We start from the raw sequence: 26,284 nt of genomic DNA on the forward strand, positions 1-26,284 counted from the left end.
ATGAGGAACGCTCGAGTCATGTAGATAAATGACTCTCTAAGACAGACTATAAAACTTTCAACCTCAAGTAAGACGCAAAAATTCCATCTGGTGTGGCTGAAAATGCTAATTATGCTGATAAGGACATTTGTACATGACGATCTCACTGCCTGTTTTTTTCGATCACAGTCACCACAAGCTAGCGATCCGTGGCAGCAGCGCGCAGCCTGATGTCCTGAGTTTTACCAGCCTGGAAACGCTCAGCAAGCCTTTCCATTACGACATCGAGTTCACCAGCGCCGACCGCGCCATTGACCCGAAAACCATGCTGATGCAGGACGCCTCCCTCACGTTACAGGCGCCGTTAATGGAGGCGTTAGGTGTCTCAGTACAGCAGCCACAACGGGTTATTCAGGGCATCATCACCGCCTTTAAACGCCTTTCCACCTCGAAAGACGAAAGTCATTACGAAGTGCGCCTGCAACCGCGTCTGGCCCTGCTCGGCCGCAGCCATCAGAACAGCATTTATCAGGATATGTCGGTTCCTCAGATTGTCGAAAAAATACTGCGTGAACGTCATGACATGCGCGGTCAGGATTTCGTTTTCACACTCAGTAAAGAGTACCCGCGTCGCGAACAGGTGATGCAGTACGGCGAAGATGACCTGACATTTATTTCCCGACTGCTGGCCGAAGTCGGGATCTGGTTCCGCTTTACCGCCGACCCTAAACTCAACATCGACGTGGTGGAGTTTTACGACGACCAGCAACACCACCAGCCGGGGCTGACGCTGGCCGCTGTGCCTCCTTCCGGCATGCACGACGTCGGCGTGGAATCAGCATGGGATCTGGCCAGCCATTATCAGGTGGTGGAAAAAAAAGTTTCTACCCGCGATTACAACTACCGCACCGCCACCACCGATTTAACCGGCAATGCCGACGTCACCCGTGGCGATACCACCACCTACGGCGAAGCCTATCATTATGCCGATAACTACCTGACCCCCGGTGGCGCAGGCCGTGATCCGGAACCTGAAAGCGGCGCGTTTTACGCCCGCCTGCGTCACGAACGTTACCTGAACAATCAGGCACGTTTCTTCGGCAAGTTCAATGCCGCCACGCTGGTACCCGGCCAGGAACTCAAAACCACCGGTGATGCACCGGCGCAGTTTGCGCAGGGCGTAGTGATCGTCCGCATTGAAAGCTCGGCGAAGCGCGACAAAAGTTTTGAAGTGACCTTTGAGGCTATCGCGTACTCCGAAGATTACTGTTTCCGCGCCGAACCGGCGGATAAGCCAGTGATGGCCGGTACCCTGCCCGCCCGCGTCACCAGCACCACCGCCAGCGATACCTACGGCCATATTGATAAAGACGGGCGTTACCGCGTCAACATGCTGTTTGACCGTGATGCGTGGGAACAAGGCCACGAAAGCCTTTGGGTACGTCAGGCACGCCCTTATGCCGGGGATACCTACGGCATGCACATGCCGCTGCTGGCGGGCACCGAAGTTGCGATCGCCTTCGAGGACGGCAACCCGGATCGCCCTTATATCGCCCAGGTACTGCATGACTCTGCGCACGGCGATCACGTCACCATCCAGAACTACAAACGCAACGTTCTGCGCACACCGTCGAACAACAAACTGCGCCTCGACGACGAGCGCGGCAAAGAGCACATCAAGCTCAGCACAGAATACGGCGGCAAAAGCCAGCTCAACCTCGGCCATCTGGTGGACAGCGGTAAACAGCAGCGCGGTGAAGGGTTCGAGCTGCGTACTGACAGCTTCGGTGCAATACGAGCACAAAAAGGCATTTTTATCAGTGCCGACGGACAGCCAAAGGCACAAGGGAAAGTGCTGGAGATGCAACCGGCGATCAGCCTGTTGAAAGGCGCGCAGGACCAGATGCAGGCCATTTCGACCGACGCGCAAACTGCCTTAGCTAATCCATCTGACCTGCAGGCCCAAATCAATCTGTTGCAACAAAACCTCGCAGAACTGAAACAGGCGGTCCTGTTACTGAGTGCGCCAAAAGGCATCGCGTTGAGCAGCGGTGAGCATCTGCAAATGAGTGCCAGTGATAATTTGATTGCCACGGCCGGTAAAAATGCTGACATCAGCGTCGCGAAGAATTTTTTTATCGGTGTAGGCAATACCCTTAGCATCTTCGCCAGAAAGCTGGGGATGAAACTCATCGCTAATCAGGGCCCCGTCACTCTTCAGGCGCAAAACGATCTGATGGAATTACTGGCCCACAAGACGATCACCATCACCAGTACCGAAGATGAGATCAAAATAACGGCAAAGAAGAAGATCACGCTTAACGCAGGTGGCAGTTATATCACGCTGGATGAGAACAAGATTGAGTCAGGTACAGCTGGAGAATATCTGACAAAGGCGGGGAATTACGGTCGACATGAGAAGGCTAGTTTGAAATCAGCCTTGCCAACTTTTCCTATCATTGACCCGGGTGAACAGAGCTTACGGTTTGCGCTATCTGAGGATTCTGTGGGGCAACCTTATATGATTCATAATAGTATGGGAGAATTAGTTGCAAAAGGTATAATTGATGAAGATGGGAGAACACCCAGAATTAAGCTGAGCGAGCCTGATGAGTTAAAATTAAGCTTAGGTGATCCCAAGTGGAAAGTGGAGTTTATAGAAATAAATTCCGGGCCGCCAGGAGCAGAACTGACCGATACACCTCTCTATGAAGAATTCTATAATGACCCTTATCTTGATAAATTAGATGAAGACAATAGCAGTAACTACCTTCCCTCAGTGCTACTGGAAAAAATTGTCGGAAATGTCGAAGGAGAAGCATAGAACTATAGCTCACTATAATGCTTACCAAAAGGAATGAACAATGTTTCGTTTATTGATTGTTTTTTTATTTATTTCCTTCGCAGTAAACAGCTCTTGTTTAAAGAGCGGTGATTATGTTGAATTATCCGGAAAATTGGTGGTTACGCGATTTCCTAACCCACTTGCGGAGGGCGATAGTCCAGAAGAAAATAAACCCTATTTTATATGGATGCTGGAACTAGACAATCCATTAAGTTGCGTTACAGAGGTTGATGATGAGACATTTAAAAACTGGAATAAAGAAATACAATTATTCCATGGCAGCGAAATCGGTAAAGATGAAATAGAGAGGTTGAAAAATAAACATGTTGTTATCAGCGGAGAGTTAAGTGTAGCGGGCGGTGCTCCATCTGAATTTTCGGCAGTAGGAATGGATGTCGAAAAAGCAATTATCGCGCAAGTGAAATGAATATTTTTATTTATGGATGATCTTATGAAATATGTTAGTGCGACACACGACAAGAAATTATTAACAGTCGAGTATATTGCAGAGGACGGTACGCACTACCTACGCTCAGGAGGTACCATCTGCTGGAGATTCTTTAACCCTGGGAATATTCGCCCTTCAAAGACTTCTGTATGTAATTCATTAAAAATAGGCATAGGGGACACTAAAAGTGGGAGATTTATGATTTTCCCTAGTGAGGAAGTTGGCTGGAATGCGCTTAAATTATTATTAAAGTCTGTATATAAAGACATGGAAATTAATAATGTTGCTAAAAGATTTGCACCAGCCACTGATAATAATGATCCTGAAAAATATTCAAAATTTATTGTGAAAGAATCTGGTTTGGATGGTGATAGGCATGTAATAGATCTTGAAGAAGTCTCTTTAGTGAAATTAATGGAGGCAATCAAAAAAATGGAAGGATATTATAACAATCAAGACTCACGGCGAGAAAATAAAGTACCTACTACCAGTGTTATTTTATCTGACGGAAGCAAACCTATTGCCAATGAGAAATTCAAGGTGGTTATTGATCAATGCACTTATGAATGGAGCACAAACAAGTATGGAGAATTACCAGTTGTAGCCCACTTGGCAAGTAGAGGGAGGCTTGATATTTTTGCTACCACTGCCAGAGGTGCCTATGAGAGAATTTACTCATCAAAGATAGGAGAAACCAGTCAAAATATACTTCTTTTGAGGAGTAACAGTAGCTATGCAGCTAAAACAGACTTTCACAAACAAGGTGAAAAGTCTACCGCTATATACCATGTAAAGAAAGGCGATACCCTTAGTAAGATTGCAAAAAAACTACAAACAACGGTGAAGAGAATTGCTGATTTAAATAAGATCCAAAATGTAAATATTCTTTCAGTTGGCCAGGAGTTGAAGATCCCTGATGGAAGAGGTTTGCCTCAGACTGTACCATCGCCATCAAGTAATTCATCGCGAGGTAATCAGCAACAAGCATCGACAGGACGTTCTGATGCTGGTTACCCGCAAGCAAATATTAGTACAAGTGTTGAGCAAGCTCCATGGATGAAAGTCGCTTTAGAGGAAGCAAAACGATGGGCTGGTAAACGTGAAGAAGAGATTACATTAGGTATAAATTATCATAAGGAGGTTAGTGTAAATTTGAATTCTTTAGCTGGTGATAGCAATCCCTGGTGCGCATCTTTTGTTAACTATTGCTTAATAAATTCCGAACCGCGATTCCCAAAAAGTAATCGACCCGCTAAAGCTTTATCATTTTCAAGTGATTCTCGTTTTAAGAAGATCGAACAGCCCATTTTCGGAGCGATAGCTGTATATTCGAGAAAAGGGGGTGGGCATGTTTGTTTTGTTTATGCCTTATCAGAAATAGTTAACGGGAATGTAATTGTGTTAGGTGGTAATCAAGATGATCAAATAAATTTTGTTGATAGAACCACTCGAAGATTAGTTGGATATTTTGTTCCTGTTCAGTATGAAGCTCAAGCTTTAACAGAAATAACATCAGCGCCTCTCCATAAAAAAACAGCTGAGGAGATGAATTCATCTTTAAATATAAATAAAATAAGCAACGGGAGAGAGTCATGAAAAATATATTTGAAATTTTATTAATAATGATTTATACCTTTATAGCTGAAAGTGCTCTTGCGACCACTGATAACAACTATCAAGGGAACTCATTGATTAACGCTGTTAGAAATAATTACAACAACTCAGGTAGTGTCAATTTTTCAGTAGTTAAGACTGAATACTTTGATAGTTATGCTTATTTTTGTGGCATCCCTTTATATGACAATGGCGATTATTTTAAAAACAATGAGTTTATTTCAGTATATGACATGCTTATGCAACGTAGTGATGAGGGTAGTTGGAAACAGATTGCTAATTTTAATCACTTTGCATCGAACAATACTAAATCAGTATGTCATTTGTCTGGTGGGATAGAAAAACTCTTATCTGAATTAAATAACTCCAATGATTTCTGCAAATCCGTAGAAAAAGGAACACCTGAAAGAAAAAATATACTTGATGCTGTCAGAGACAAAAAAAATCAGCAGCTTATTGTAACCAGGTTATGCAAAACATCTTCTATTGCTTATTTTTGTGGTGTTAGTCTTGATGAAAAAACTGGATTTATTAATAGAACTGATAATGCAATAGATGTCAACGATGTGATTTTGATGAAAAATAGCGATGGGAAATGGAATAAAATCGTCGATCTGGGTCTTTTTGCTATTAAAGTAAAAGATGTGAAATGTTATTTTGGCAATGAGGGTGTTAGTTTACAGAATTACGTTTTGCAAGATGCTGCGAATAAATTAAAAGAGTAAGAGTAAATGATACCGGCATCTCCTGCCCCTCCCAATTTAAGCAAGTGCAACTAAATAAAAATCAAGAACTATAGCATTCAAACATACTTGATCGCCTTTATCTATTTCAATATATCAGGGCATGATTTATTAAATCGTCACTCCAAGCACTCAATAAATATTTAATATAATTTATACTCAAACGAGCCTCCTATGCCTGTCAATCTACAAAGCATTCCTGCCCCGTCACTACGCCCTGCCCCACCGAGAGCATTACGCTGGCTTGGTGCATTGGCGGCCTTTATTGCATCGGGAATATTACTCATGCGATTTCTGGGGAAACTGGTGGGCGAGACCTCCTTTTGGTGGTTTGCCATTGGCATTCCGCTTCTGTTTTGGGTCGTACTCCTGGGCTTACGCCTGACGGTATATATGATGCAGCAAATCCATGCCAACGCCTGGGATAAAAGACGCGAACAGTTCGTTTTGCAAGAAGTCCGTCGCGGACGCCGGGCGTTACAAGTTTTGGCTGCCGATTGTATTACCGCGCATTGTGATGAAGAGCAATTCATCACGGTGGCTGATGCGTTAATCAATAATGAAAACAAGCTGTATCCCCAAGCGTCGTGGGAAGCCGAGAGCAGTGTTCGTCATAGCCGTCTTCCTGTTACTGAGGACATGTCAAAAGAAACGCTTATTTCTAAGTCTTTTGATCATCTGCTCAGCAATCTTGCTGAGCAGTTTTCCTCTCTGCCGCCTGATAATCCTGTGGCCATTTTATTCGAGTCCTCCTGCTCGTTGCCAAAAGAGCGTGTTCAGGAAATTTGGATGCGAGCCTGGCGGACCCGTGAAATCTGTCAGCCTTTCTGTTTCATGTCTGGTCATGGTTTAGGTGTCATCGACCAATGGTTAGATCACCGGATTAAAAGTTCTGAACTCCTGCTGGTCATCGCCGTACAGATTGGGCCGAAGAGTTCAGCAATGAGTGCTGAATCTGTCGTGAGTCTTTTACTGGGAAATCGCCTGACTCAGAAAACACTGTTGCCGCTCGCATTATTACACCGACCGGAGTCCTCTTTGCCACAGCAAATTCCATTGCAGGCGGGGCTTTTACAATCCGCCGACTGGGCTCTCTTGCCCCCTGATGCGATACAACACCTCTGGATGACTGAAATACATCCGGAGACAGATGCATATCATAGTGCTATTGCGGTTCAGGGAAAGCCTCCTCTACTCAATATTACTGAGGATTCATCAGTACATGATTTTAATTCCTTTATGGGTGATCCCGGGATTACCGGCCACTGGCTTGCGATCGCCGCTGCTGCTCAGGCCATTAGTCGTCATCCCTTACCACATATGGTTCTCAGTGGCGAACAAGACAGTGACACTGTCTGGAGTACCGTCGTATCCCCTGTCGCTTCTCACAAGGAGAATAAAGCGTGAAGCGTATTTCCCTGCCAGTTAAAAAACCAGAAATTGGATTCTGGACTGTCGTTCTGTTGTTTCTGGTTGCCGGTATTGTTCTCTGCTGGTTGGCCTGGCAGCATCCGGAACACATAGGTTTAGTTCAGGGGATGCCAGAGCGCGATCGTTGGCTGACCGGTCTGATAGTCGGGACCGCCATACTTACATGTTGTGCACTGCTGTCATTTTTCGGCACGAGGCTCGCGGGGAAAAAACATTTTGATGAAATCCTTAAGCAAACTCAGGGAGATGATAATCCTTTACCAAAAAAAACAATGAGGTCAGAAGATAAATCTGACAATGCGTTAGTCCAGCTCAAAGCTCGGCTGCGCCGCCGCTACGGTCTGTTCTGGCGTTATAAAGTACGCCTGTTGATGATCGTCGGTGAGGCCAATGAAATCACTGCCCTGGCACCTACACTGGCAGAACAGGGCTGGCTGGAAGGTCAGCGTACCGTGCTTATTCACGGTGGCAGTCTGCATGAAGCTGCTGACGATGCGCGTCTTTCTGAATGGCGGAAATTGCGTCGCACCCGTCCGTTTGATGGCATTCTCTGGGCCGTCACCGAATCTCAAAGCAAAACGTCGCAGTGGATGGACGACGGTCTGCGCTCGCTTGAGAAAACCGGCGAAGCATTGCGTTATCAGGCGCCGGTATATCTGTGGCAGGTTTGCGAAAGCGACTGGTCGCAGGATGAACGTTTCGAGCAGCCGGTCGGGGTTATTTTCCCGGCTAATGCCACCTCACAATCGGTAGAAAGAACGCTGAAATCGCTGATACCCCTGATGCGCGAGCAGGGAATGCAGCAGGTATTGACCCAACCGACACACGATTTTCTGCTGCGTCTGGCGCAGTCGTTAGGCGAGTCTGGTGCAGCCCGCTGGGGTCAGATACTTACACCCTGGTCTGCTGACTATGCCGCACGCATTCCAATGCGCGGCCTGATGTTCAGCTTGCCGCAGACCTCAGCAGTCTCTGCCGGTGTACATGATAAAACCTGGACACCGCCTGCAAGCTGGCAGAGCGTGCTGGATGACTGCCGGTCTGCACGCGGTCGTCGCGTCGGTCTGCCGTGGGAGCAAACGCTCTGCTACGGTGTGCTCGCGCTGATCGTCCTGTGGGGCATTGGCAGCGTAGTGTCCTTTGCTGTGAACCGTCATCAGATGGTCTCTGCCGCTGAGCAGACGCAATACCTCGCCAAACCGCAGCCTGTTTCCGATGAGCAATTAATTGCCTTGCAGACACTGCGCAATGATATCGGTCGTCTTCAGGCTCGCGTTACTGAGGGTGCGCCTTGGTATCAGCGTTTTGGTCTGGACCACAATGCGCAGCTGCTCACAGCCCTGCTGCCATCATATGGCAGCGCTAATAACCGCCTGATCCGCGATGCCGCAGCTGAAATTTTGCTACATAAGCTCAACGAACTTGCCAGCCTTCCCGCCAACAGCCCGAAACGTGCTGCGCTGGCAAAGTCAGGCTACGACCAGCTTAAAGCATATCTGATGATGATCAGACCGGAAAAAGCAGATGCCGCGTTTTACGCACAGGTCATGAAAACGACAGAACCGCAACGCCCCGGCGTGTCTCCGGGATTGTGGCAGAGTCTGGCTCCTGACTTATGGCAGTTTTATGCCGCCAACCTGCGCACGCAGCCAGACTGGAAGATTAAGCCGGATCTGGCGCTGGTTTCCCAGTCGCGACAGGTTTTGCTGGGTGAAATCGGTCAGCGCAATGCTGAAAGTACTTTGTATGAAAATATGCTGCTTTCAGTCCGCCGCAATTACGCAGACATGACACTGCTGGATATGACGGGTGATACAGATGCGCAGCGTCTGTTCAGAAGCGATGAAGTGGTACCGGGTATGTTCACGCGCAAAGCCTGGGATGAACAAATCCAGGAGGCGATCGACAAAGCGGTATCTTCGCGTCGCGAGGAAATTGACTGGGTGTTGAGCGATAACCGCCGGGCGATCTCTGAAGATATTTCACCGGAAGCGTTAAAGAAACGCCTCACTGAACGCTATTTCACAGACTTTGCGGGTAGCTGGCTGAATTTTCTCAATAGTCTGCGCTGGAATGAAGCTAAAAATCTGTCTGATGTTATTGATCAGCTTTCGTTGATGAGCGACGTACGCCAGTCCCCGTTGATCGCCCTGATGAACACGCTGGCATGGCAGGGACAAACCGGACAGCAAAACGAAGCGCTGTCAGATTCTCTGGTGAAATCAGCCAAAGCACTCATCAATAAAGATTCACAACCTGCTATTGATCAGCACGCCAGCGGGCCTGTCAGGCCTCTGGATGAAACCTTTGGTCCGCTGCTCGCCCTGATGGGAAAAGGCAGTGCGCAAAACATGTTGTCATCGGACAGTTCGCTCAGCCTGCAAACGTTGCTGACCCGTATTACCCGCGTGCGCCTGAAACTTCAGCAGGTGGCGAATGCCTCTGACCCGCAGGAGATGACGCAAGTGCTGGCACAAACGGTATTCCAGGGTAAAAGCGTAGACCTGACCGATAGTCAGGAATATGGCAGCCTGATCGCTGCCAGCCTCGGTGAAGAATGGAGCGGTTTCGGCCAGACCATGTTTGTACAGCCACTGACACAGGCATGGGAAGCCGTATTACAGCCCTCTTCGGCCAGCCTTAATGACCAGTGGAAAAACGCCATTGTTAACAACTGGAAATCCGCCTTCGACGGACGCTATCCGTTTGCTGCCAGCAAAAGCGATGCTTCTCTTCCGATGCTGGCAGAGTTTATTCGCAAAGACAGTGGCCGTATCGACAACTTCCTGACCCGTGAGCTGAGCGGTGTCTTGCACAAAGAAGGGACAAACTGGGTGCCGGATAAAGTGAACAGTCAGGGTCTGACCTTCAATCCGGCATTTCTGGCGGCGATCAACCAGCTCAGCCAGATATCCGACATCCTGTTCACCGACGGCAGCCAGGGAATGCGCTTTGAATTGCTGGCCCGTCCGGTTCCTGATGTTGTCGAAACGAATCTTTCGATCGATGGACAAAAATTGCGTTACTTCAATCAGATGGAAAGCTGGCAAAGCTTCCGCTGGCCGGGCGATACCTATAAGCCGGGCACCATGCTGACATGGACCTCGACCTCCGCCGGTGCCCGGTTATACGGTGATTATCAGGGGACCTGGGGACTTATCCGCTGGCTTGAACAGGCTAAACAACAAAAGCTGGATGAAGGCCGTTATCAGCTGACATTCACCACGTCAGATAAACAACAACTGCAGTGGATATTGCGCACTGAACTGGGTAAAGGCCCGCTGGGTCTGTTGCAGCTGCGTAACTTCACATTACCAGCACAGATTTTCCTGATTCAGGCTGGTCCGTCAGCGTCCGAACAACCTTTTGATCCCGATGCAATCGCCGAGGAACCGTAATGACCACATTAACCACCCTGCTTACCGCCTGCGCGGCAGAGCCTGAATATCTTTTATCTCAGGCAGAAAATCAGGTTGCCCTTTGGGATAAATGGTTGCAGCCAATTACACCGGATCAGCCCGCGGGCGAAGATCCGGGTTACGACGATGACTTCCAGCAAATGCGCGAAGAGGTCAACAAACTCTCCGGTGCGGATACTACCCTGACCTGCGAACTGGCAGAAAAACTGCTCGCCAGCCAATGTAAAGACGTCCGCGTGGCCACCTATTACATCTGGGCGCGTCTTCATCGTGACGGTGAGGCCGGACTGGCTGACGGACTTTCTCTTCTGGCCGGACTGATTGCCCGCTACGGGGAAAACCTGCATCCTCTGCGTGCAAACAGCCGCAAGACATCACTGGAATGGATCGCGGGATCACGCGTACTGGACAGTCTGTCGCTTTATCCTGAAGTCGATAAAACAGATTTTGCGCGCATCATTGGCGCACTGGCGCTAATTGAACAGGCCGTCAACAACTGGAATGACTCCTCAAAACCAGAACTGGGGGCGCTCTACGCCGCACTTGAAAATCGCCTCGCTCAGTCAGGCGGGATGAGCGCCGTCGTCCCGCAAACCAGTGCATCGTCGTCACAGTCAGAAAACAGTGGTTTATCCCCTTCCTTGCGATCCGTGCAGTCAGGGAGGGACCTGCTTGATCAGGCGAAAATGCTGGCAAAATACCTGAGGGATCAGCCACAAGGTTGGTTGTCAGGCCATCATCTTATTAAGAGTGTGCGCTGGGACACCGTTCACGAACTGCCGCCGCTGGATGCCAGTGGCCGCACCCGCTTGCTCCCGCCCCGCCCTGAATATCGTGCTCAGCTTAAACGATTGTATTTGCAACAGAGTTGGGTCGAACTGCTGGAGCAGGCGGAATCCATGTTTGGTGAAGGTGTTAACCATTTTTGGCTCGACGTGCAGTGGTATTTACATCAGGCGCTGATTAAGGCAGGCGCGCCATATGAAGGCTGGGCATCCTGCATCACACAGGATCTTGCGCTGTTTCTCACCCGTTTGCCGGGTCTGGAAAGTTTGTCATGGAGCGACGGCACACCGTTTGCCGATGAAGTCACACAAGGCTGGATTAACCAGCAGGTGCTGGAATCTGTCTCGGGTTGGGGAAATGAACCCGCTGCCTCCCTTGCTTCCGGTGAAGATGACATTCTCCTGCTGGAGCCTGAAGCGCTTGCCCAGGCAGACAGCGACGGTGTGGAGTATGCACTGACCTGGTTGCAGACCAGACCGGGCATCCACACCGCCCGCCACCAGTGGCTGTTGCGCTTAGTGATGGCGCGGGTTTCGGAGCAGTACGGTAAAAATGATATGGCGCTGCATCTCCTCGGCAGCCTCGATGCTGACAGCCTGTCACTCACGTTGCCGCAGTGGGAGCCGGGGCTGGTATTTGAAGTCAAAGCCCGCCGGCTGAAATTACTGCGGATGAAATCGCAACGAGGCGACGGAGATAAAAACCGGATGCTGAGTGACATGGATATTTTACTCAGCGCACTGATAGCCATCGACCCTGCCCGCGCCGCTGTATTATGTGGTTAATAGTCAATAAAGGATTATCACTATGGCAAAAGGTTATTACTTAGTTTTGGGCGATAAAACCACCTGCGGAGGAAAAATCCTCGGCGGTGAACCCACTCATACCATCATGGGCAAACCTGTTGCCCGTGAGCAGGAACCCGTTACCTGTGGTCAGCATCCCGGAATTTATAAGATCATCGGGCATATTCCGGGAGATTCCATAATGGGCCGAAAATTTGCTGGATCGTTGCACAGCAAATGCAGTTGCCCCTGTCAGGCTAGATTTGTTCCGTCGATGGTGAATGATTCATATGACTTCTCAGGAAGTTCATCAGCAGAAACAAAAAGTTCTGCTGAAACGAAACAACCCATGTTGTCCTCATACGTCACTGGCGAAACCACGGCGTCGGGATTTGTTCCTGATTATCCGGCCACCGCATTGATCAATACGAACAATTTTCCGGACATGAAACTTCGAGCATTGTTACAATCGAATAATCAAGATATTGCTCTGCTAACACCTGAGGAATGTATTGAAGTACTTAGCTCATGGGGAACATTTAAGGATGGATGGATTACGATCACGCAATCTGCACCGGGGTCATTCATAGTCAACTATGGTACAAATGTGAAGGACGTGGTCACTACTTCAATGATTATTTCTAAACTGGGTAGCTTTGGTATTAAAGCAACAAATTTTACTAATTCTAAGGGTACTGAATTGATTAAAATAAGTGGCTATCCCGGTGTCAGGAAGATTTTGAATGCCCCAGTTTTTGCCGTTAAGAATCCTAAAATTGTAGACTTAGGGATCGGAAGATTTGGAGTTACAAAATCGATTATAGAAGGTGCCAGAGTTACTTTTTATGTTGCTGCAGCATACAGAACTCTTGATTATATTTTAAATGATGAAACCACCCTTTCTACATTCATAGGTTCTCTTGCAACTGATGTAATTAAAATAGGCATTGTATCTACCGTTTCATTTATAGCAGGAGCTGTTGTTGTAACTCCATTTATAGTTCTAAATTTAGCAATTGTTGTAGGTGTTGGATTTTTAGCCGCATGGGGCTTAAATCAACTCGATAGTAAATTTGGGATAACGGACCATACTGTTGAATACATCGAACATGCTCAACAAGAATTTGTCGAGAAAGCACGAGAAATGGAAAAGGGCATTTGGGATTTAGGAGCTATGTTTGCCGATGATATGCTTATAAAAGGCAAAGCAGTGATAGAATTGGAAATTAAAAAATACTTAAGAAATACTCTTGAAGAAATATATTACAGGAAATATTGATATGAAAAGAAAAACAAGAAGTATTTTATCATTATTTTTTTTATCAAGCATATTTTTGTTATCGGTTTATTTTTGGGTTATTGAAATGGATAACTATCTTGATTTTAATCATGTCATCACTTTTTCCTGGATGTCCACAAGCTTGGTTTGCATTCCTCTTATTTTCACACTCCCAATTTATTGGTTTATTTTAGAATGCATATATGAAGAAAAAATAGCGATAAAGAAGATGGAAAAATTAATGCCATTTTTCAAATGCCTTTGTGTTTTTTCATTATTTTTATCCATATCTTTATCACTTGGGTATGTCTCTGTATTAAAGAATAAAGGATACATTTCATGTCCAGGCATTCCATCAGGCTGGATGCCTGGGACAGCTACAAAGTATGCGTTTAGTGGCGACTTATGTAGAAAGTAAATTAAATGCCGAATATTATTTGAAATACATAAAGCCCGTTGTCTTTCTCCATTTAGTATGGATTTATCTCAATAAAGGATTATCACAATGGCAAAAGGTTATTACTTAGTTTTGGGCGATAAAACCACCTGCGGAGGAAAATCCTCAGCGGCGATCCCAGACACACACTGATGGGCAAACCGGTTGTACGCGAGCAGGAACCTGTGACCTGCGGTCTGAATCCGGGCATGTTTGCCGTGGTTGGAGCCATTCCGTCTGATTTGGTTAATGGCCGTAAATTCGCCGGCACAACGTACAATAAAAGCAGCTGCCCATGCCAGGCACGCCTTATTCCTTCGATAACAATAAAAACATATGAAACCAGGACAGGCGAGGCTCAAAATAAAACCACAGCAGATCAGGCCAAACAGCCGGTATTGTCGTCCTATGTGACTGGGGAAAAAACAGACTCAGGCTATGTACCTGATTATCCTGCGACTGCATTGATTAATACATATCCTAGCCCAGATAATCGCATTCGTGACTTGTTACAGGCCAATAGTACTACTGTGATGCTTCTTACCTTAGCAGAATGCTTTGATGTGCTTGGCGCATGGCACGCTGTTAAAACTGGCTGGGTTAGTATTACTCAATCAGGGCCGGGGAAGATTATTGTAAACTACGGATTAAATGTTAGAGACATAGTCAATACATCAGTCGTAATAGCGAAGTTAGGTAGCCTTGGCATCACTGCAACAAAATTCGTAAATGAAAAAGGCACTGAACTGATTAAAATATCAGGCTATGCGGGGATTCGTAAGATATTAAATGCCCCTGTATTTTCCCTTCGTAACCCACAAATACTTAAAGCAGGTATAGAGAAATATGGATTAAGAGGTGCAATGATAGAAGGTGCCACCATTGCATTTATATTTATAACGGTATATCGCACTGTAGATTTTATTTTGAATGATCAGACAACTCTGGCAATGTTCATAGGTAATTTAGCTACTGACGTAGCGAAGTTAGCAATTAATACAACAATTATCTGGGGCATTGGTGAGGTATTGGTTGCATTTGTTCCTGTCGTTGCAGTGCCCTTAGGAGTTGTAGTGTTAGGCGGGCTAGGAATAGCAATTATCTTAAACATATTAGATAGCGAGTTTGGTGTAACTGATAAAGTGGTGGCATACCTTACAGCTGCTCAGCAAGAGTTTGTTGAAACAGCTAGAAGTAAGTGCAAGGATATGGAACAAGGCTTGTGGGATTTAGGCGCCATGTTTGCAGATAAAATGCTGGAAAAAGGTGTAGAAGTTATCGAATCCGAAGTCATGAAGTATTTGAGAAATTCAATTGCCGACATAACACCGAGGATTTATTGATGATATATAATACGAAACAACGCTTCTCTTCTTTTTTGGGCTTTTTACTTTTCTCTGGATTATCTTTCTCTGTTTTTTATGCTGGATTTTATTTGCTATCCTCATATCAAAAATATAATTCTGTTGTCATTTATTCAATGTGGTCTATCTTCGCCATTTGCTTCCCTCTTTTCTTCATGCCGTATGCATTAATGTTACTCCCTGTGTTCACTAAAGGTAAAAGCATTTCTACGAAATCTGGCTCGATACTTATAAGAATTTCATTGTTTTTTTTATTAGTAACTTTAATAGGAATCACTTCATTTTCTATGATAGATAAAAAAAGTCTAGAAAACAGAGGGTATATAGAGTGTAAGGGAACTCCATCAGGCTGGACACCAGGGATGGCAACTAAATATGCACTTAATAAAAGTTATTGTTTATAATAAAATATTGCCTGTTGATTTCTATTCAATCATTTAATGATGATTGCCTCTCCTTAAAGGATTATCACTATGGCAAAAGGTTATTACTTAGTTTTGGGCGATAAAACCACCTGCGGAGGAAAAATCCTCGGCGGTGAACCCACTCATACCATCATGGGCAAACCCGTTGCCCGTGAGCAGGAACCCGTTACCTGTGGTCAGCATCCCGGAATTTATAAGATCATCGGGCATATTCCGGGAGATTCCATAATGGGCCGAAAATTTGCCGGATCGTTGCACAGCAAAAGCAGTTGCCCCTGTCAGGCTAGATTTGTTCCGTCGATGGTGAATGATGCATATGATTTTTCTCCAACAAATACAGGGGTGTCAAAAAGCACGACGGATAATAGTAATAAAGTATTAGATAATAGAAATCATAAAAATGAAGAGAAGCCAAAAATAGTTTGTCAGCATAATGACGGGGCAATAAGCGTAGCTAACTATATACTTGATGAGATCAAAAGAAATGTTAGATGCGAAACAGCTAATCAAATTAGATATTTCATTGACGAAGAAACACTGAATCAAAGGAGACAAGTATGGGATGAGTTACCATTTTATGTGAAACTGACCCCGCCTCCACAACAAGAGCTATTATTAGCGATGGCCTTATGGTACCCGAAGGTTAAAACAGGAGCGATATGGGATCACAAACAGATTATACGGCAAAAATTCCTCAATAATGCCGTTACTCGCCCCCTTGAAAGCGGACAGTTGTCTAAGTCGTATTACCACAAATATAAAAGGCATGATTACTATCTTGATGTCTGGTCAAATATCCACTATGGATTTGTAGGGCTCAGCGTTGGATTTAGCGAATCGCTTCTTTTGAACGGTTCTTCCTGGGAGCAGAATATGACCCCAGGAGCTATGGGCAATGATACTATTGATGACGTTACCAGTATGCGGATCGGATTTGCTCTTTTCAAAGAACATGGGAAGTTCGCCGAAAGCCTAACAACCCAAAATATCCTAGATGCATTAGAGTTTGCGTCAGATAGCCAACTCGCAGAGTCTCGATCTACTCATTGGTGTTGGAATAGCGAGAATCCGGAATACATACCTTTTCCATAAGGTTAAAATGAAAAATAAAATATATTTGTTATTTACTGTAGCGGCAATTTTCGCACTCATACAGTACGGAAAGCCCAATATTGTTGTAACAAACAATACGGGCCACGCGATTTTTGTGTATTTCAGTGTTGGTAGACTCGGTATTGAACCTGATGTAAGTGAGGCAAAATCAGCTAATCACCCCAAAAAATTACTCGCTGGTGATTCTCTTCACATACCACTATCACTTTCCGACTTAATTACAGATAATGGGCAGATTCACTTAGGATGGAAAGTCAACGGGGTGGTTAACTCGGAAAAAATAGGTGGTTACAAAACCTTTGACATTAAGAAATCAAAAGGTCATTGCGCGGCTAAAATAGCAATAGCACGACATGAAGATATCCTGGAGCACACCCCTCGTTATTTTTGCTTTAAGTTCATTGAATTAACATCTAACGATAACTGGCAGCAGTTACCTGAAGGGTATTTGAAGTAATTGCAGGCTTATACCCACCCATCTGAAATATAATAAGTCACATAACCACACGCACAGCAAAAGCAGTTGCCCCCGCCAGGCTAGATTTGTTCCTTCGATGGTGAATGATGCATATGACTTCTCAGGAAGTTCATCAACAGAAACTAAAAACCCTGCCGAAACGAAACAACCAGTGCTGTCGTCCTATGTGACTGGGGAAAAAAAGACTCAGGCTATGTACCTGATTATCATGCGACTATATTGATTAATACGCATACGTTACCCGGCGATCGCATCCGGGCAATGCTTGAAGCCCGAAATCAGGATGTGATGCTACTTACCCCTGAAGAAGGGTATGAAATACTGGCTAGTTGGAATATCTTTAAAAAAGAATGGGTAGATATTACTCAGTCTAGTCTAGGACAAATCATTGTGACTATGGTCTAAATGGACGAGATGCAAGAAATACATCAACTCTGATAGCCAAACTTGGTAGTTTTGGTATCAAAGCCACGACCTTTGCGAATGAAAAAGGAACTGAGCTTATCAAGATATCTGGTTATCCAGGTGTGCGTAAAATACTAAATGCACCGGTATGTGTATTAAAAAAACCTAAGATTGTAGACATTGGCATCGGAAAGTATGGATTGGCGAAATCAGTAATCGAAGGTGCAAGGCTAACTATATATGTTGCTGCTGCATATAGAACTGTTGATTATATTTTAAATGACCAAGCAACTTTAGCAACGTTTATTGGTAGTCTTGCCACTGATGTTGTAAAGGTTGGTATTGTTTCTGCTGTAGTTTGGGGCGCTGGTGCAGTCATTTCAATGACACCTTTTATCATAGGGCCTTTGGTTGTTGTCGTTGTTTTTGGTTTTGGTTTTGGTTTTGGTTTTGGTTTTGGTTTTGGTTTTGGTTTTGGAACAGCTTGGATACTTAATATGATGGATGAAAAATTCGAAATAACTGACAAAGTAATTAAGTATATAGAATCAGCGCAGTAAGAGTTAGTTTGGGAGGCAAGGAAGATGCAAAAAGGAGTTTGGCATTTGGGCTCTATGTACGCAGATAAAATGCTAAATAAAGGCGTGGAATTTATAGGGAATCAAGTGGTTGAATATTTACGCTCATCTATTAACGATGTTACACCACGGATGTATTAATCATGTATGACCTTAAACATAGATTTCTAGCATTTTTAGGATTTGTTTTTTTCTGTCTGTTATCATTAACGATATCCCTCTTCGCTTTTGAATCTATATCCAAATATTTTCATAACCCCCCTGTCGTTACTTTTTCTGCGTGGAGTTTTTTTGCGGCATTTTCACCATTAGTAATCATCCCTTTTTTATTGATGGTCATTCCTGTTATTGCCCATGGAAAACAAATATCTATCGAGCGTGGGAGGAAGTTAATGCTATTCTCGATAATTTCGTTGGTTGTAATATTAATTTTCACAACTTTATTTTATTTACATGTAAATATGATTTGAGTAATCGAGGGTATATTCAATGTCAAGGCATTCCTCTGGGCTGGACTCCGGGCATGGCAACCCAATATGTACTAGATGAATCGCTATGCCATAATTAATGCCATCCCGTTCAGCTCACTCACCTTAATGAAAAGAAAAATATGGACGATTTAACCCTGCGTTATTTTGACGCTGAAATGCGTTATTTACGCGAGGCGGGCGAAGAATTTGCCCGCGCGCACCCTGACCGCGCTGCCGGACTTAATTTGGATAAAGCCGGTGCCCGTGACCCTTATGTCGAACGTCTGTTTGAAGGTTTTGCCTTCCTGATGGGGCGTCTGCGTGAAAAGCTCGATGATGACCTTCCGGAACTGACCGAGGGATTAGTCAGCCTGCTGTGGCCGCACTACCTGCGCACCATCCCTTCCCTTTCCATTGTGGAATTCGCACCTGACTGGCAGGGTATGAAAGAACGGATGGTGATGACAAAAGGATTTGAAGTGTTGTCGCGCCCTATCGGCGAGCGGGCTACGCGCTGCCGCTATACCACCACTCAGGACATCGAATTGCTGCCCCTTTCGCTGCAACGTGCTGTGCTGGATACCGAACCCGATGGTCGCTCGGTGATCCGAATGCGTTTCAACTGCGGTGCACTGGCAGACTGGAGCAAAATCAATCTGAGCCATATTCCGCTCTATTTTGATGCCGATGCGCCACTGGCCTGTGCCCTGCATGAAGCTCTGACGCTGAATACCGCCAGACTTTGGGTACGTTTGCCCGGTCAGGCCGATCGTCATCCGCTGGAAGGATTCTTTGCCCCGCAGGGATTTGGTGAAACAGATACGCTGTGGCCAAAAGGTGAGAGTGCGTTTAGTGGTTATCAGTTACTGCTAGAATACTTCACCTTCCGCGAGAAATTTATGTTCGTCGCGCTCAAAGGACTGGAGACAGTTGCCTTACCGGCTGAGCTGAGCTGGTTTGAAATAGATGTCGTGCTGGAGAATCGCTGGGAACACGATTTTTCGTTCTCAGAGAAGCATCTTCGGTTGAACTGTGTGCCGGTCATTAACCTCTTTGCGCTCGAGTCCGATCCTTTAACACTGTCATCGTTGCAGACAGAATATCTGCTAAGACCTATGCGTGTTCAGGACGGTTATACCGAAATTTACTCAGTCGATTCGGTTATTTCGTCCAAGCATTCCGGCCATCAGGTGTATGTGCCCTTCACCAGTTTCCGCCACAAGGGTGGCATGTTGCGTCACGATGCGCCGGAATATTACTACCACACCCGCGTCAGGCGCGGTCCGTCCGGACTGCACGATACCTGGCTGGTGCTGGGTGGCGAAGCTTTCGATAATCATACCGTGCCGGAAAACGAAAATTTGTCCCTGAGCCTGACCGGCACCAACGGCCAGTTACCGCGTAAATCACTGCAAAGTACCGTACTGGATACCACAGTCAAAACCACCAGCGCGAACGTTCGCGTACGCAATTTGTCCGTACCGACCATGCCGTGCTATCCGCCGAACCGTGACCGTTTTCACTGGCGGGTACTCAGCCATCTGGGCAGCAGTTTTCTGTGGATGATGGACAACGCCGAAGTCTTACGCGGGACGCTGGCACTGTATGACTGGACAGAAAGTGAGATGAACCGCCGCCGTCTTGAAGCGATTGCCGATGTCCGGCACAGCGAAATCGAGCGTTTTGAACGCGGCTATCTGCTGCGCGGTGTACACATTGAAATCACGCTCGACAGCAATGGATTTGCCGGCAGAGGCGATATTTGCCTGTTTGGCGAAATGCTCAGCCGCTTCTTCGCACTGTATACCGATATCCATCTGTTTAACCGCCTTACCCTGATACTGCAACCGACAGGAGAACGTCTGGAATGGGAAGAGAATCACCAGCCCCGCATTCCCGGCTAAGTGCCAGGCTTAAGCGGGACATCAGTCGGATTAACTTCTACCGCTTCTGTCAGCTTCTGGAAAAACACCAACCGGATGGACCGCAGTTGGGAAGCACCAGCAATCCGGCAGATGATCCGGTGCGTTTCCGGCCACATCCTGGGATGGGTTTCCCGGTCAGTGAGCTGAAAGCGCTGGAAAAGGATGAACATCATCCGGACGCGCCGCTGACCGTTCGCACCACCTTTATGGGGTTATACGGCGTAGATGCCCCGCTGCCGACGGCCTATATCGACGACATCACCCAGCAGCGTGAAGGACATGAAGTACTCGAAGGTTTCCTCGACATTTTCAACCACCGCATCATGACTCAGTTTTATCGCATCTGGCGAAAATACTCTTATCCCGCGACGTTTGAACCAGGTGGTAAAGACAGTACATCTCAAAGTCTGCTGGGTCTGATTGGCATGGGTATTCCCGGCACACAACGGCATTTCGCAACGCCTGCCTCGAGGTTTCTGGCACTTCTCGGGGTAATGCGTCAGCCGGGGAGAACGGCGGAGGGGGTGCAGGCGCTGGTGCGTTTACTGGCACCATTTACCCGCACGGAAGTGACTCCGCATTGCCTGCGCTCAGTACCCATTACCTCTCCGATGGCATTCGCTGGTGAAGGCGCTAACTGGCTGGATGGCGATACCGTAATGGGCGACGAAGGTACTGACGCCAACAGTCAGTTACTGATTTCGCTGTATACCGAAAACGCGGATGAAGCAGAGGAATGGCTGCCCGACGGACCGATTTATGCTGATTTTTTGGTGTTACTTCGTGTTTATCTCGGCTGGCGTTATAAAGCCCGTATCCAGCTGACTGTCCCTGTCCGGCTGTTACCGGCTCCTGTGCTTGGTGACGTTCCTTTCAGACTTGGGCTGACCGGTGTGTTGGGTCTGGAAGAAGGCGGCGCATCTGACGATATCCCTGAATACTTTACCGTGGAGCTTGGTCACTACTGTGGACTGGCGCCTCAAACGCATCAAGAAGGAACGCGACGTGTTATTAAATACCGCCTGGAAAAATAAATTCTGCCTGCCTGCACTGGTCCTGTTATTGAGCGGCTGCGGGCTGACTCAGGCAGTGACAGACGGCACCGTCTCTGCAACCAAATCTATTTTCTACAAGCAAATAAAAGACTTACATTTGGATTTCACTGCCCGTGAAGCCCTCAATACCGATGCCTCTGAGGCGAGTTCTTCCTCACAGCCGGTGCTGGTGCGCGTTTATCAATTACGTGATGATAAAAACTTCCAGAAAACGGTTTATCAGCAGCTGGCGGGAGAAGGCGATGACGCGCTGAAAGATGACTTGCTGGCCAGCCGTAATGTGGTGATTAAGCCGGGCACAGCCATGTCACTGGATATGCCAATGGAAAAGGATGCCAAATTTGTCGCTGTCGTCGGGTTATTCCGTCATCCGGATATGGATAAAAATCAGTGGCGGCTGGTTATGAAAAGGGAAGAACTGGATCCGGATAAAGCGCGTGTTATCGAGCTTGGAAATAATGGTCTGACGCTGCAACCGGTGAAAGACTGATGCCCAACTCACGCTCACCCTCACTTTACGAAATGCTGCTCGGCAACTTTGCCGGCGGCCTCGATCTGCACAACGTCAGCGAAGAGAATCAGGTGATCCTCTCTGTGCTTGATAACATGCAGCGCATTCTTAACTGTCGCGCGGGCACGCTTACGCACCTGCCCGATTATGGCTTGCCGGACATGAGCAAAATCCTGCAAGGGATGCCCGGCACGGCGCACTCGCTGCTGACCACACTTTCCGGCACGTTACTCAAATACGAACCCCGCCTGAGAAAAATCAATGTGATATTGCTGCCTCAGTCCAGGCCTGGGCACCTCGAATATGCCATCGACGCTGAACTGAAAGACCTCGGGCTGGTGCGTTTCGGAACAGAGTTTATGCCGGAAGGCCGCGTGCTGATGCGTCATATGAAACAACAGAATTACGTGTGACAAATTTAAAATATTTTAATTCCTGTTTTTTAAAATTTAATGTCAACAGGGAGGAGTAACCCAAGATCATGAAATAGCCTCTAAATAAAACAGATGATATGCATGGAAAAGCTAACCAGGCGCAATGTCTGGTCATTTTAATTAATAAAGGGTTTTTATATATGTTTAAAGGTATTTTTTTACTGACCACCGCCTCATTATTTTCTTTAAGCGCACAAGCGGGGCTATTTGGAGGCGAAGATTTCAAATGTGGCAGAGAGGATGCTGTCAAAGCTGTTCAGGACTACATCAAAAGTGAAGCAGGAGCGAAACTGCAGAACGATTACATTACCAGTCCTGAGACATTCCATAAAAAAGACATTCAGGAATTTCAGAGTAAAATAGATTCAATACCCATGACGATTTCAAATGTCTCAACCACATCAACAACCGACGGAACGCTGAATTGCAGTGCAACAATAGCGGCACAACTTCCACCAGAAACCCTTGAAGTGTTAAAAAACAATCCGGAGTATCTGTCCAGTATCATTTCAGATAATGGGAAAATGAATAATGGCAAGGTTGTGTGGAGTAATTATCCCTACAGTCTCAGCCTGGCAGATAACAAAAAAGATATATCAGTAAGCAGAATTAATTACATTCAGAATTCTTTATATCAAATGTCCACGCTCGCAGTGAATAAAGATTATATCATCACTTCCAAATTCACCGTAAAATTATCCAGTTCAAAAAATAATTATGCGAGAAGCGACAGAAACTTGAATGATATCTGGAAAAGCCTCCCGGACTCGATTAAAACTTCCATGAAGAAATCACAACAAGCCTGGGTGAATGAAAAAGCGCTTAAATGCGGAAAATTATCTGATGCGGATATGGAAATTACGCCGATTCAAAACAGGATTAATACTTATGATTGTCAGACAAAAATGACGAATGAACGCATCGAATTTTTAGGTGGGGATAATTATTAATTTACCATGTTAGTCATTGTGCACCCAGAGAGTCGGGTGCACAAACTTCACTGCCAAATAACGCTTTCTCAGGTAAGACAAGATGATGACCCAAGAAAAAAACCGCCAATTGCGCACCGGTGGCGATCCGCGTGCGCTGGCTGATTACGCCGGTTTGCGCGAAGAACTGAGTAAACTGACGCATCCGGCCCGTCCCGACGTTGACTGGAAAAAGGTAGAACAGCTGTGTCTGAACCTGTTTCAGCAAAACGGCATAGAGCTGCAAACTGCGTCATGGTATACCCAGGCCAGAACTCAGCTTATTGGCCTGACGGGTCTCAATGAAGGTCTGGCGATCCTTGAGGCGTTAATCTCCCGTCAGTGGTCCGCGCTGTGGCCATTGCCGGTGCATGCGCGGATGGAAATTCTGACCGGTCTGAGCCAGCGCCTGCAGCAGTCGCTGCGTACCATGACGCTGGAGTATCGCGATCTACCTGCGATTTATCAGGCGGAAAAGCTGATCACTTCGTTGTGCGATGTGCTGCAACGTCTGGAACTGAAACACGCCAGCCAGTTCGACGCATTAGGCACGTTTATGCACGGAGCCGCCGTCCGTCTGGAAAATATGCACGCCGCTACCGATGCGGCCGTAGTGCTGCCCGCCGCGGGAGTTCAGGCAGAAACTCAGTTAGAAAACGCGCCCAGAGAACAATGGGTGTATGTCACGCAAGCTGAGGCCGCCGAATCCCAGGTGGTGATCGCCCCGCCGCCGCCGGTAAAACGCGTAGTCCAGTGGAAGGGATTTATTGCAGGTGTGGCGATTACGGCGCTGGCGGGCATTGGTCTTCAGGCGGGCATCCATGCGTTCTATCGTCCGCAGGCCGCAATGCAACTGACCGCAATGCTGCCGGTTCTCCCGAAACCCCTTAGCCCGCAGGCACTGGAAACGCTGAAATCTCAGCAGGCGGATATGCTCAACCGTGAAGCACCCGCGCTGATTGCAGCGATGCAAAAACAGGTCGACCAGCTGGCAAAACTCTCTCCTCGCTGGGCACTGGACTCCGGAACGCAACTGGTCAAACAGACACAAACGCTGTTGCCGGATAACCCGGCGACTCAGCAGCTGGCAAAAAACTGGTCACAGCATATGAACGCCAGCGCGGTTCCGCTGGAAAATCTCGATGGCTGGAACCAGGCCAATACCCAGTTGCAGCAACTGGCGGATAAATTAAACGGGCTGGATGAGCAGCGCGGTAAATATATGACCGTCTCGCAACTGAAATCCTCCGTATTTGCCATCCAGCAGGCGCTGAACAGCTCACCTCCGGTGGAGGAATCGCTGCGTAAACTGGCGCAGGATAAACAACAGAACAAGAATGTTTCGCCGCAGATGGTGATGCAAACGGATAATCAGTTCACGCAATTGCTTAACCGGTATGCATTACTGGCGTCCACCCCGGATCATGCCCAACCTCAACCCTGATACGCATCAGCCGATGCGTTTTTAAATCTGAGTTTCCTTATGAACAAAATTCTAAGCATCACCCTGGTCGCTTTACTGACGACCGGCAGCACATGTGCCCATGCAGATGAACGCTCAACCGTGTATATGTTATCCGGAACGTTGGCCAGCGCCGGAAGTTCGGTTGTGGTCAGCGGTCTGATCCTCTCCCCGGTTTTATTACCCGCTGCGCTGGTACTTAAAAGCGTGGAATACAGCAAGGGAGAGAAGACTGCCACCCTGGTAACCGAAACGCCTGATACGAAAACTGTGAAACTCAAACTATCCGATAAAATGGCGCAGGATGCCAAACTGAAAGCCGGGGATCACCTTACTCTTGAACCAGCACCGCAGGGAGAAGGTGCAGTGCTCAAGAAAGAAGGAAAACCTGTTGCCCATATGCGCAATGCCAGTGATGAAGGGTTGTCCTCAAGTGTGCCGATGGCAGAAAAACAGTGAAAACCCTCTGTTACAGCCTCTCCTTAATGTGTTGTTTAGCCCTTCCCGCTTATGCTGCCAGCTCGGCCTGTGAATCAGATATTCAGCCTGAGGTAAGTAACGTCTCAAAAACCATGGCGAATGCTGTTGCCTTAAAAAACAAGCTGAATTCACGTTCAGATGAAATTGTCATTCTGGTACGTCAGGGACAGGATTTGGGGAAATACAATATTCAATATTCTCATGCGGCGTGGGCCAGTAAAAAGGCCGACGGCAACTGGCAGGTGATACACAATCTGAATATCTGTAATACGTCACGTTCGGCGCTCTATATTCAGGGGGTTTATGAATTCTTAAGCGACGACCTGACAGGGAAGCAGATTGCTATTCTGCGCCCCACTCCTGAACTCCAGAAACGGGCAAAAGTAATGCTCAGCGAGCCACGGCAGGCAAAACGTCTTCACGATAGCCGTTACAGTTTGGTGGCTTATCCCTATTTCTGGCACTACCAGAACTCAAATGGCTGGTTGCTGGAATCATTCGCTCAGACCTATCAACCCGATATATCCACCCGGATGCAGGCTCAGCGATGGTTAAAACAAAAGGGGTATCAACCCTCCGAAATCTCAGCAAGTCTGCCGGAGCGTATTTTGGCCTCGCTTTCCTCGCAAAATATTTTTATCGATGACAGGCCCGAAGCGCTAATTAAAGCGGGGAAAATAAGCTTTAGCAGTGGTGACAGTGTAATTAGTTTCCTGGGTCAGTTTAGCCAGTCCATTTCTGATTGTGACCACGGAAAGTGGCAACAGAACGTGTGTGTTTTTACTTTGCCTGAGTGAAATGAATCACAGCATCAGAAGGTGTGATGACGTCAGCCATTTTAAATTACAGAG

23 protein-coding genes are annotated in these 26,284 nt (G+C 46.8%); 22 read left to right on the forward strand and 1 reads right to left on the reverse strand.

What is annotated here, in order from left to right:
• Nucleotides 1-133 precede the first annotated feature (133 nt).
• From CKQ54_RS24150 to CKQ54_RS25630, 14 genes are all read left to right on the forward strand, one after another.
• Nucleotides 134-2,803: a type VI secretion system Vgr family protein gene (locus CKQ54_RS24150; RefSeq protein WP_120163828.1), complete on the forward strand. Its 2,670-nt coding sequence runs from the start codon at nt 134-136 to the stop codon at nt 2,801-2,803.
• 40 nt (nt 2,804-2,843) lie between these two features.
• The gene (locus CKQ54_RS24155; protein WP_047607003.1) at nt 2,844-3,251 is read left to right on the forward strand and encodes a hypothetical protein; all 408 of its coding nucleotides are present in this window, start codon (nt 2,844-2,846) and stop codon (nt 3,249-3,251) included.
• Nucleotides 3,252-3,275: 24 nt separating this feature from the next.
• A complete protein-coding gene (locus CKQ54_RS24160; protein ID WP_167459684.1) occupies nt 3,276-4,868 on the forward strand; it encodes a LysM peptidoglycan-binding domain-containing protein in 1,593 nt (530 codons plus the stop codon).
• The gene (locus CKQ54_RS24165) at nt 4,865-5,611 is read left to right on the forward strand and encodes a hypothetical protein (RefSeq protein WP_120163830.1); all 747 of its coding nucleotides are present in this window, start codon (nt 4,865-4,867) and stop codon (nt 5,609-5,611) included. Before CKQ54_RS24160 ends, CKQ54_RS24165 begins: the two co-directional genes overlap by 4 nt.
• A 192-nt stretch (nt 5,612-5,803) precedes the next feature.
• A complete protein-coding gene (locus CKQ54_RS24170) occupies nt 5,804-7,036 on the forward strand; it encodes a DUF92 domain-containing protein (RefSeq protein ID WP_167459685.1) in 1,233 nt (410 codons plus the stop codon).
• Nucleotides 7,033-10,458, forward strand: coding sequence for an ImcF-related family protein (locus tag CKQ54_RS24175; protein WP_120163832.1), 3,426 nt, complete (start codon nt 7,033-7,035; stop codon nt 10,456-10,458). The genes CKQ54_RS24170 and CKQ54_RS24175 overlap by 4 nt, the downstream gene beginning before the upstream one ends.
• Nucleotides 10,458-12,050 (forward strand): type VI secretion system protein TssA, encoded by a 1,593-nt coding sequence (tssA, locus tag CKQ54_RS24180; RefSeq protein ID WP_120163833.1) that lies wholly within the window; start codon nt 10,458-10,460, stop codon nt 12,048-12,050. Before CKQ54_RS24175 ends, tssA begins: the two co-directional genes overlap by 1 nt.
• 22 nt (nt 12,051-12,072) lie before the next feature.
• Entirely contained in the window at nt 12,073-13,329 is a 1,257-nt protein-coding gene (locus tag CKQ54_RS24185; protein ID WP_120349711.1) for a PAAR domain-containing protein, read from the forward strand.
• Nucleotide 13,330: 1 nt separating this feature from the next.
• Nucleotides 13,331-13,747, forward strand: a complete 417-nt coding sequence (locus tag CKQ54_RS24190; protein WP_120349712.1) for a DUF1240 domain-containing protein — start codon at nt 13,331-13,333, stop codon at nt 13,745-13,747.
• Nucleotides 13,748-13,917: 170 nt separating this feature from the next.
• On the forward strand, nt 13,918-15,108 hold the full coding sequence (locus CKQ54_RS24195; protein WP_425272823.1) for a PAAR domain-containing protein: 1,191 nt from the start codon (nt 13,918-13,920) through the stop codon (nt 15,106-15,108).
• Nucleotides 15,108-15,533, forward strand: coding sequence for a hypothetical protein (locus tag CKQ54_RS25910; RefSeq protein ID WP_244220293.1), 426 nt, complete (start codon nt 15,108-15,110; stop codon nt 15,531-15,533). Before CKQ54_RS24195 ends, CKQ54_RS25910 begins: the two co-directional genes overlap by 1 nt.
• 69 nt (nt 15,534-15,602) lie before the next feature.
• A complete protein-coding gene (locus CKQ54_RS24205; RefSeq protein ID WP_120349713.1) occupies nt 15,603-16,646 on the forward strand; it encodes a polymorphic toxin type 44 domain-containing protein in 1,044 nt (347 codons plus the stop codon).
• Nucleotides 16,647-16,653: 7 nt separating this feature from the next.
• A complete protein-coding gene (gene tsiR, locus CKQ54_RS24210) occupies nt 16,654-17,124 on the forward strand; it encodes an immunity protein TsiR (RefSeq protein WP_120163348.1) in 471 nt (156 codons plus the stop codon).
• Between the two features lie 548 nt (nt 17,125-17,672).
• Entirely contained in the window at nt 17,673-18,110 is a 438-nt protein-coding gene (locus tag CKQ54_RS25630; RefSeq protein ID WP_167459686.1) for a hypothetical protein, read from the forward strand.
• Nucleotides 18,111-18,378: 268 nt separating this feature from the next.
• Here the strand turns inward: CKQ54_RS25630 and CKQ54_RS25465 are convergent, their stop codons facing one another.
• The gene (locus CKQ54_RS25465; RefSeq protein WP_147412499.1) at nt 18,379-18,564 is read right to left on the reverse strand and encodes a hypothetical protein; all 186 of its coding nucleotides are present in this window, start codon (nt 18,562-18,564) and stop codon (nt 18,379-18,381) included.
• A 174-nt stretch (nt 18,565-18,738) separates the two neighbouring features.
• Between CKQ54_RS25465 and tssF the strand changes: the two genes are divergently transcribed.
• The 8 genes from tssF (at nt 18,739) to CKQ54_RS24260 (ending at nt 26,230) form a co-directional block, all read left to right on the forward strand.
• Complete coding sequence (gene tssF, locus CKQ54_RS24225) at nt 18,739-20,502, forward strand: type VI secretion system baseplate subunit TssF (RefSeq protein ID WP_120163350.1); 1,764 nt, start codon at nt 18,739-18,741, stop codon at nt 20,500-20,502.
• Complete coding sequence (gene tssG / locus CKQ54_RS24230) at nt 20,466-21,557, forward strand: type VI secretion system baseplate subunit TssG (RefSeq protein WP_120349715.1); 1,092 nt, start codon at nt 20,466-20,468, stop codon at nt 21,555-21,557. Before tssF ends, tssG begins: the two co-directional genes overlap by 37 nt.
• On the forward strand, nt 21,478-22,068 hold the full coding sequence (gene tssJ, locus CKQ54_RS24235; RefSeq protein ID WP_369964523.1) for a type VI secretion system lipoprotein TssJ: 591 nt from the start codon (nt 21,478-21,480) through the stop codon (nt 22,066-22,068). The genes tssG and tssJ overlap by 80 nt, the downstream gene beginning before the upstream one ends.
• Nucleotides 22,068-22,502: a type VI secretion system baseplate subunit TssE gene (tssE, locus tag CKQ54_RS24240; protein ID WP_120163352.1), complete on the forward strand. Its 435-nt coding sequence runs from the start codon at nt 22,068-22,070 to the stop codon at nt 22,500-22,502. Before tssJ ends, tssE begins: the two co-directional genes overlap by 1 nt.
• A gap of 161 nt (nt 22,503-22,663) precedes the next feature.
• On the forward strand, nt 22,664-23,473 hold the full coding sequence (locus CKQ54_RS24245; RefSeq protein ID WP_120163415.1) for a lysozyme inhibitor LprI family protein: 810 nt from the start codon (nt 22,664-22,666) through the stop codon (nt 23,471-23,473).
• An 82-nt stretch (nt 23,474-23,555) separates the two neighbouring features.
• Nucleotides 23,556-24,935: a VasL domain-containing protein gene (locus CKQ54_RS24250; RefSeq protein ID WP_120163353.1), complete on the forward strand. Its 1,380-nt coding sequence runs from the start codon at nt 23,556-23,558 to the stop codon at nt 24,933-24,935.
• A 39-nt stretch (nt 24,936-24,974) separates the two neighbouring features.
• Nucleotides 24,975-25,412 (forward strand): STM0539 family protein, encoded by a 438-nt coding sequence (locus tag CKQ54_RS24255; protein ID WP_120163354.1) that lies wholly within the window; start codon nt 24,975-24,977, stop codon nt 25,410-25,412.
• Nucleotides 25,409-26,230 (forward strand): DUF2145 domain-containing protein, encoded by an 822-nt coding sequence (locus CKQ54_RS24260; RefSeq protein WP_147412501.1) that lies wholly within the window; start codon nt 25,409-25,411, stop codon nt 26,228-26,230. Before CKQ54_RS24255 ends, CKQ54_RS24260 begins: the two co-directional genes overlap by 4 nt.
• Nucleotides 26,231-26,284: the final 54 nt, after the last annotated feature.

It is taken from the genome of Rahnella variigena, from assembly GCF_003610915.1.
GTDB lineage: Bacteria > Pseudomonadota > Gammaproteobacteria > Enterobacterales > Enterobacteriaceae > Rahnella > Rahnella variigena.

Bases quoted from the DNA above. Each gene is read 5' to 3' on its own strand.
- CKQ54_RS24150 (WP_120163828.1), top strand. From the start codon at position 134: ATGACGATCTCACTGCCTGTTTTTTTCGATCACAGTCACCACAAGCTA.
- CKQ54_RS24155 (WP_047607003.1), top strand. From the start codon at position 2,844: ATGTTTCGTTTATTGATTGTTTTTTTATTTATTTCCTTCGCAGTAAAC.
- CKQ54_RS24160 (WP_167459684.1), top strand. From the start codon at position 3,276: ATGAAATATGTTAGTGCGACACACGACAAGAAATTATTAACAGTCGAG.
- CKQ54_RS24165 (WP_120163830.1), top strand. From the start codon at position 4,865: ATGAAAAATATATTTGAAATTTTATTAATAATGATTTATACCTTTATA.
- CKQ54_RS24170 (WP_167459685.1), top strand. From the start codon at position 5,804: ATGCCTGTCAATCTACAAAGCATTCCTGCCCCGTCACTACGCCCTGCC.
- tssA (WP_120163833.1), top strand. From the start codon at position 10,458: ATGACCACATTAACCACCCTGCTTACCGCCTGCGCGGCAGAGCCTGAA.
- CKQ54_RS24185 (WP_120349711.1), top strand. From the start codon at position 12,073: ATGGCAAAAGGTTATTACTTAGTTTTGGGCGATAAAACCACCTGCGGA.
- CKQ54_RS24190 (WP_120349712.1), top strand. From the start codon at position 13,331: ATGAAAAGAAAAACAAGAAGTATTTTATCATTATTTTTTTTATCAAGC.
- CKQ54_RS24195 (WP_425272823.1), top strand. From the start codon at position 13,918: ATGGGCAAACCGGTTGTACGCGAGCAGGAACCTGTGACCTGCGGTCTG.
- CKQ54_RS25910 (WP_244220293.1), top strand. From the start codon at position 15,108: ATGATATATAATACGAAACAACGCTTCTCTTCTTTTTTGGGCTTTTTA.
- CKQ54_RS24205 (WP_120349713.1), top strand. From the start codon at position 15,603: ATGGCAAAAGGTTATTACTTAGTTTTGGGCGATAAAACCACCTGCGGA.
- tsiR (WP_120163348.1), top strand. From the start codon at position 16,654: ATGAAAAATAAAATATATTTGTTATTTACTGTAGCGGCAATTTTCGCA.
- tssF (WP_120163350.1), top strand. From the start codon at position 18,739: ATGGACGATTTAACCCTGCGTTATTTTGACGCTGAAATGCGTTATTTA.
- tssG (WP_120349715.1), top strand. From the start codon at position 20,466: ATGGGAAGAGAATCACCAGCCCCGCATTCCCGGCTAAGTGCCAGGCTT.
- tssE (WP_120163352.1), top strand. From the start codon at position 22,068: ATGCCCAACTCACGCTCACCCTCACTTTACGAAATGCTGCTCGGCAAC.
- CKQ54_RS24245 (WP_120163415.1), top strand. From the start codon at position 22,664: ATGTTTAAAGGTATTTTTTTACTGACCACCGCCTCATTATTTTCTTTA.
- CKQ54_RS24250 (WP_120163353.1), top strand. From the start codon at position 23,556: ATGATGACCCAAGAAAAAAACCGCCAATTGCGCACCGGTGGCGATCCG.
- CKQ54_RS24255 (WP_120163354.1), top strand. From the start codon at position 24,975: ATGAACAAAATTCTAAGCATCACCCTGGTCGCTTTACTGACGACCGGC.